This window comes from Streptomyces sp. XM83C (assembly GCF_023072675.1).
GTDB lineage: Bacteria > Actinomycetota > Actinomycetes > Streptomycetales > Streptomycetaceae > Streptomyces > Streptomyces thermocoprophilus.
In genome coordinates this window covers 1-5049 of the sequence record NZ_JALLGL010000386.1, presented here as the reverse complement: position 1 = coordinate 5049, position 5049 = coordinate 1, and the positions used below count along the sequence as shown (strand labels likewise).

2 protein-coding genes are annotated in these 5049 nt (G+C 73.1%); both read right to left on the bottom strand.

Annotated elements, in window-relative coordinates; genetic code table 11:
* Positions 1 to 2383, bottom strand: a 2383-nt coding sequence (gene treY, locus MTQ10_RS27760; protein ID WP_247473031.1) for a malto-oligosyltrehalose synthase, incomplete at its 3' end; no start/stop codon positions are given.
* Between the two features lie 270 nt (positions 2384 to 2653).
* A complete protein-coding gene (glgX, locus tag MTQ10_RS27755) occupies positions 2654 to 4762 on the bottom strand; it encodes a glycogen debranching protein GlgX (RefSeq protein ID WP_247473029.1) in 2109 nt (702 codons plus the stop codon).
* Positions 4763 to 5049 lie beyond the last annotated feature (287 nt).

The following is a 5049-nucleotide window of genomic DNA, read 5'->3' as shown; positions in this document are numbered from 1 at the left end:
CCCCCGGTCCGCCCCCGTCGCCGGCCCGCTCCAGCAGCGCCACCGGCAGTTGCGCGAACAGGTCCGCCACGCGCGCGTGCCCCGTGAACTCGCGCCCCGGAGCGAGCAGGTCGCTCCAGCGGCCCGGCGGCAGCGCGAGGACCGTCTCCCGCCAGCCGCCCGCCTCCGCCAGCCGCTGCGACAGCCGCGTCACCGCCGTGACGACCGCACCGGAGCGGGCGAAGGCCAGACAGTGCCCGGCGGCCGGCCCCTCGGCGGCCAGCGGCGTGTACGTCGCCGCCGGGCCGAAGGCCTCCGGCCGCCGTCGGCGCAGCCGCAGCGCCGCCTGCGTCACCGCGCCCTTGACGCCGGGGTCCTCGGGCGGGAACCGCACCGGCCGCCGGTTGTCCGGGTCGACCAGCGCCCGGTACTCGGCCTCCGTGCCCTGGTAGACGTCCGGCACGCCCGGCATCGTCAGATGCAGCAGCGCCGTACCCAGGACGTTCGCCCGGATGTGCGGCTCCAGCGCGGCCCGCAGCGCCTGCACCCGCTTGCCGGGCGCCCCGCACGGGCCCGCCGTCACGAACGCCGCCACCGCCTCCTCGTACGGCGGCTCCTGCTCCGTCCAACTGGTGTACAGGCCCGCCTCCCGCACATGCTTCAGCAGGGCCTCCCGGACCCGCTCCGGCTCGGCCGGGCCCAGCCCGAACACCGTCTGCCAGGCCGCCCACGCGAGCTGCGCGTCCGGACCGCCCTCCTCTCCCCGCGTCGCCTCGTCCAGCGTCCCGGCCCACCTGCGCGGACACTCCGTCAGCACGGCGATCGCCGCCCGCACATCGGCGCTGCGCTTGGTGTCGTGCGTGGACACCACGACCCCGCCCGCCGGCCAGTCGCGCTGCACGCGCGCGCAGTACGCGTGGAAGTCCTCCGGTGACACCCCCGGACTGCCCGGCTCGCCGCCCACCTCGTTGGCCGACAGCAGCGGCACGTAGCGGTAGAACGCCGTGTCCTCCACCGACTTGGCCCGCAGCGCCGACGCCGTCTGCGCGAACCGCGTCCGCAGCTCCGCATGGCCGGGCCCGTCGCCGTACCGGCCGAGCAGCAGCCCCCGTACGACATCCACGGCACCGGCCTCCTCCGGCACGGTGAACGCCTGCCGCGCCTCGGCCGCCGCCTCCTCGGTCAGCACCGCCGCCGCGTCCCGGGCGCCGTACGGGCGGTACACCTCCAGCCGCACCAGCAGCTCCCGCAGCGCCGTGCGCAGCGTCCACGGCGCGCGGTCCCGCAGCGCCGGGTCGGGCGCGGTGTCGCACACCCGGTGCGCCACCCGCACCAGCCGCTCCACCTCGGTCGCCAGCTCCTGCGTGAGCACCTTGTACGCCGCCCGCCGTGCCGTCGCCGCCCAGTGGCCGCCCCGGTCCGTCTGCGGGGCGGCGAACCGCCGGTACAGGTCCGTCAGCTCCCGTGCCCCCTCCGGGTCGGTGAACACCCCGTCGACGCGGCGCAGCGCGTCGTATCCGGTGGTGCCGGCGACCGGCCAGGACGCCGGCAGATGCTCGTGGTCGGCGAGGATCTTCTCCACGACGGTCCACCGGCCGCCGGTCGCCTCGTGCAGCCGCCGCAGATAGCCGCCCGGGTCGGCGAGCCCGTCCGGGTGGTCCACCCGCAGCCCGTCGATCACCCCCTCGTCCAGCAGCCGCAGCACGGTCGCGTGCGTGGCCTCGAAGACCTCCGGGTCCTCCACGCGGACCGCGATCAGCTCCGAGATGCTGAAGAACCGCCGGTAGTTGAGTTCGGTGCGGGCCAGCCGCCACCACACCGGGCGGTACCACTGCGCGTCCAGCAGCTGCGGCAGCGGCAGATCCTCGGTGCCCTCGCGCAGCGGGAAGACGTGGTCCCAGTAGCGCAGCACACCGTCCTCGACGCGCAGCTCCTCGATCACCTCGCCCAGCGGGGCGCCGAGCACCGGCAGCAGCACCTGCCCGCCCTGCGCCTCCCAGTCGATGTCGAACCAGCGTGCGTACGGCGACGTCGGCCCCTGCCGCAGGACCTCCCACAGGGCGCGGTTGTGGCGCGGGGCCATCGCCATGTGGTTCGGCACGATGTCCACGACCAGGCCCAGGCCGTGCTCCCGCGCGGTGCGCGACAGGGCCCGCAGCCCGTCCTCGCCGCCGAGTTCCTCGCGTACGCGCGCGTGGTCGACGACGTCGTACCCGTGCGGTGAGCCCGGCACGGCCTCCAGGACCGGTGACAGATGCAGATGCGACACGCCGAGCGAGGCCAGGTACGGCACGGCCGCCCCGGCCGCGGCGAAGGGGAACGCCGGCTGCAACTGGAGCCGGTAGGTGGCCGTGGGGACGCGGGGGACGCCGGGGCTGCCGGGGACGGAACGCTCAGGGGTCATGCCACCGTACGTACCCGCCCGGCCGGGATTCGTGTCACCGCGTTCCTCCACCTGCGGCATCCACCGACGCCCTCCACGCGCGCGTGCCCGAGGCGTCGGCGTGCAGCTTGCCCGCCACCCGCCCCATACGGCCTCCACGCGCGCGTGCCCGAGGCTCACGCTTCTCGACGCAGGCGCGCCGGGCGGGCCCCCTCGCAGGCGTGCGTGCCCCTGCCCCGGCCGAAGGCGGCCCCGCGCGCGACGAAGCCCCCTTCGCCCGCGCGGGTGCCCCTACGCCGGCCGCATCAGCACCGTCAGGCTGCGGTCCGTCAGGGTCAGCCGGTCCCCGGCGTCCACCTCGGCGCCCCCGCCCGCAGGGACGCCGTCCTCCAGGGCCGTGTCGACGATCACCTGCCACTGCCGGCCGTGATCGACGGGCACCACGAACTCCAGCGGCTCGGGCGAGGCGTTGAACATCAACAGGAAGGAGTCGTCGGTGATGCGCTCCCCGCGCGGGCCGGGCTCGGAGATGGCGTTGCCGTTGAGGAACACCGTCAGTGCCGACGCGGGCGCCGACTCCCAGTCCCGGTGGGTCATCTCCCGGCCCTCCGGTGTGAACCAGGCGATGTCCGACAGCTCGTCGTGGGTGCCCTCCACCGGCCGCCCGTGGAAGAAGCGGCGCCGCCGGAAGACCGGATGGTCCTTGCGCAGCCACACCATCGCGCGCATGAAGTCCAGCAGCGGATGCCCCTCCTCGGGCCATCGCACCCACGCCAGCTCGTTGTCCTGGCAGTAGGCGTTGTTGTTGCCGCGCTGCGTGCGGGCGAACTCGTCACCGTGGCTGATCATGGGCACGCCCTGGGACAGCATCAGCGTGGCGATGAAGTTCCGCATCTGCCGGGCCCGCAGCGCGAGCACCCGCGGGTCGTCGGTCTCGCCCTCCGCGCCGCAGTTCCAGGAGCGGTTGTGGCTCTCGCCGTCGCGGTTGTCCTCGCCGTTGGCCTCGTTGTGCTTGTGGTCGTAGGAGACCAGGTCGTGCAGGGTGAAGCCGTCGTGGCAGGTGACGAAGTTGATCGAGGCGAGCGGGCGCCGCCCGTCGTCCTGGTACAGATCGGAGGAGCCGGTCAGCCGGGAGGCGAACTCGGCGAGCTTGCGCGGCTCGCCCCGCCACAGGTCGCGTACCGTGTCGCGGTACTTGCCGTTCCACTCCGTCCACAGCGGGGGGAAGTTGCCGACCTGGTAGCCGCCCTCGCCGACGTCCCACGGCTCGGCGATCAGCTTCACCTGGGAGACGACCGGGTCCTGCTGCACCAGGTCGAAGAACGACGACAGCCGGTCCACCTCGTGGAACTGCCGGGCGAGCGTCGCCGCGAGATCGAAGCGGAACCCGTCGACATGCATCTCGGTCACCCAGTACCGCAACGAGTCCATGATCATCTGGAGGACGTGCGGGGACCGCATGAGCAGGCTGTTCCCGGTGCCCGTGGTGTCCATGTAGTAGCGCGGGTCGTCCGTCAGCCGGTAGTAGCGCGGATTGTCCAGGCCGCGGAAGGACAGCGTGGGGCCCAGATGGTTGCCCTCGGCGGTGTGGTTGTAGACCACGTCGAGGATCACCTCGATGCCCGCCTCGTGCAGCGCCCGCACCGCCGACTTGAACTCCAGCACCTGCTGGCCGCGGTCGCCCCAGGAGGCGTACGCGTTGTGCGGGGCGAAGAAGCCGATCGTGTTGTAGCCCCAGTAGTTGGACAGGCCCATGTCGACCAGCCGGTGGTCGTTGACGAACTGGTGCACCGGCATCAGCTCCAGCGCCGTCACCCCCAGCTCGGTCAGATGCTCGACGACCGCCGGATGGGCGAGCCCCGCGTACGTGCCGCGCAGTTCCTCCGGCAGCCCCGGATGGCGCATCGTCAGGCCCTTCACATGGGCCTCGTAGATCACCGTGCGGTGGTACTCGATACGGGGCGGCCGGTCGTCGCCCCAGTCGAAGTACGGGTTGACCACCACCGATGTCATCGTGTGCGGCGCCGAGTCCAGGTCGTTGCGCTTGTCGGGCGCGTCGAAGTGGTAGCCGTAGACCTCCTCGCCCCAGTCGATCGAACCACTGATCGCACGCGCGTACGGATCGAGCAGGAGCTTCGCCGAGTTGCAGCGCAGCCCGCGCTCCGGGGCGTACGGGCCGTGCACCCGGTAGCCGTACCGCTGTCCGGGCATCACACCCGGCACGTACGCGTGCCGGACGAAAGCGTCGCTCTCGCGCAGTTCGATCGCCGTCTCGGAGCCGTCGTCGTGCAGCAGACACAGCTCTACTCGGTCCGCGGCCTCCGTGAAGACCGCGAAGTTCGTACCGGCGCCGTCATAGGTGGCGCCGAGTGGATATGCCTCGCCAGGCCAGACCTGCATGGATACGACTCTTTCAGGTGTACGACGGCGCGGGGGGCGCCTTCGGCCCGAGTCTCCCCGAAAGTCGGGGAACCACCTCCGTCCTACGTCCCTCTTACCGGACGACCAGTCGGCGGCAGCGCTATGTCCCTCGACCAGACGTACGCCTGCGTCTGCCGGGGCCCGCACGGGCACCGGCCCGACAGGGGCGAGGAAGCCCCGGGTCCCCGCCGCCCGGGGGAACGGCGGCGGTGGCCCGGGGCGGTGCTCGCGGGGGCCGTCGCCTGCCCGCGGGGCAGCCCCCGCCC

Coding starts and splice junctions, on each gene's coding strand:
- glgX (WP_247473029.1), bottom strand. CDS start 4,762: ATGCAGGTCTGGCCTGGCGAGGCATATCCACTCGGCGCCACCTATGAC.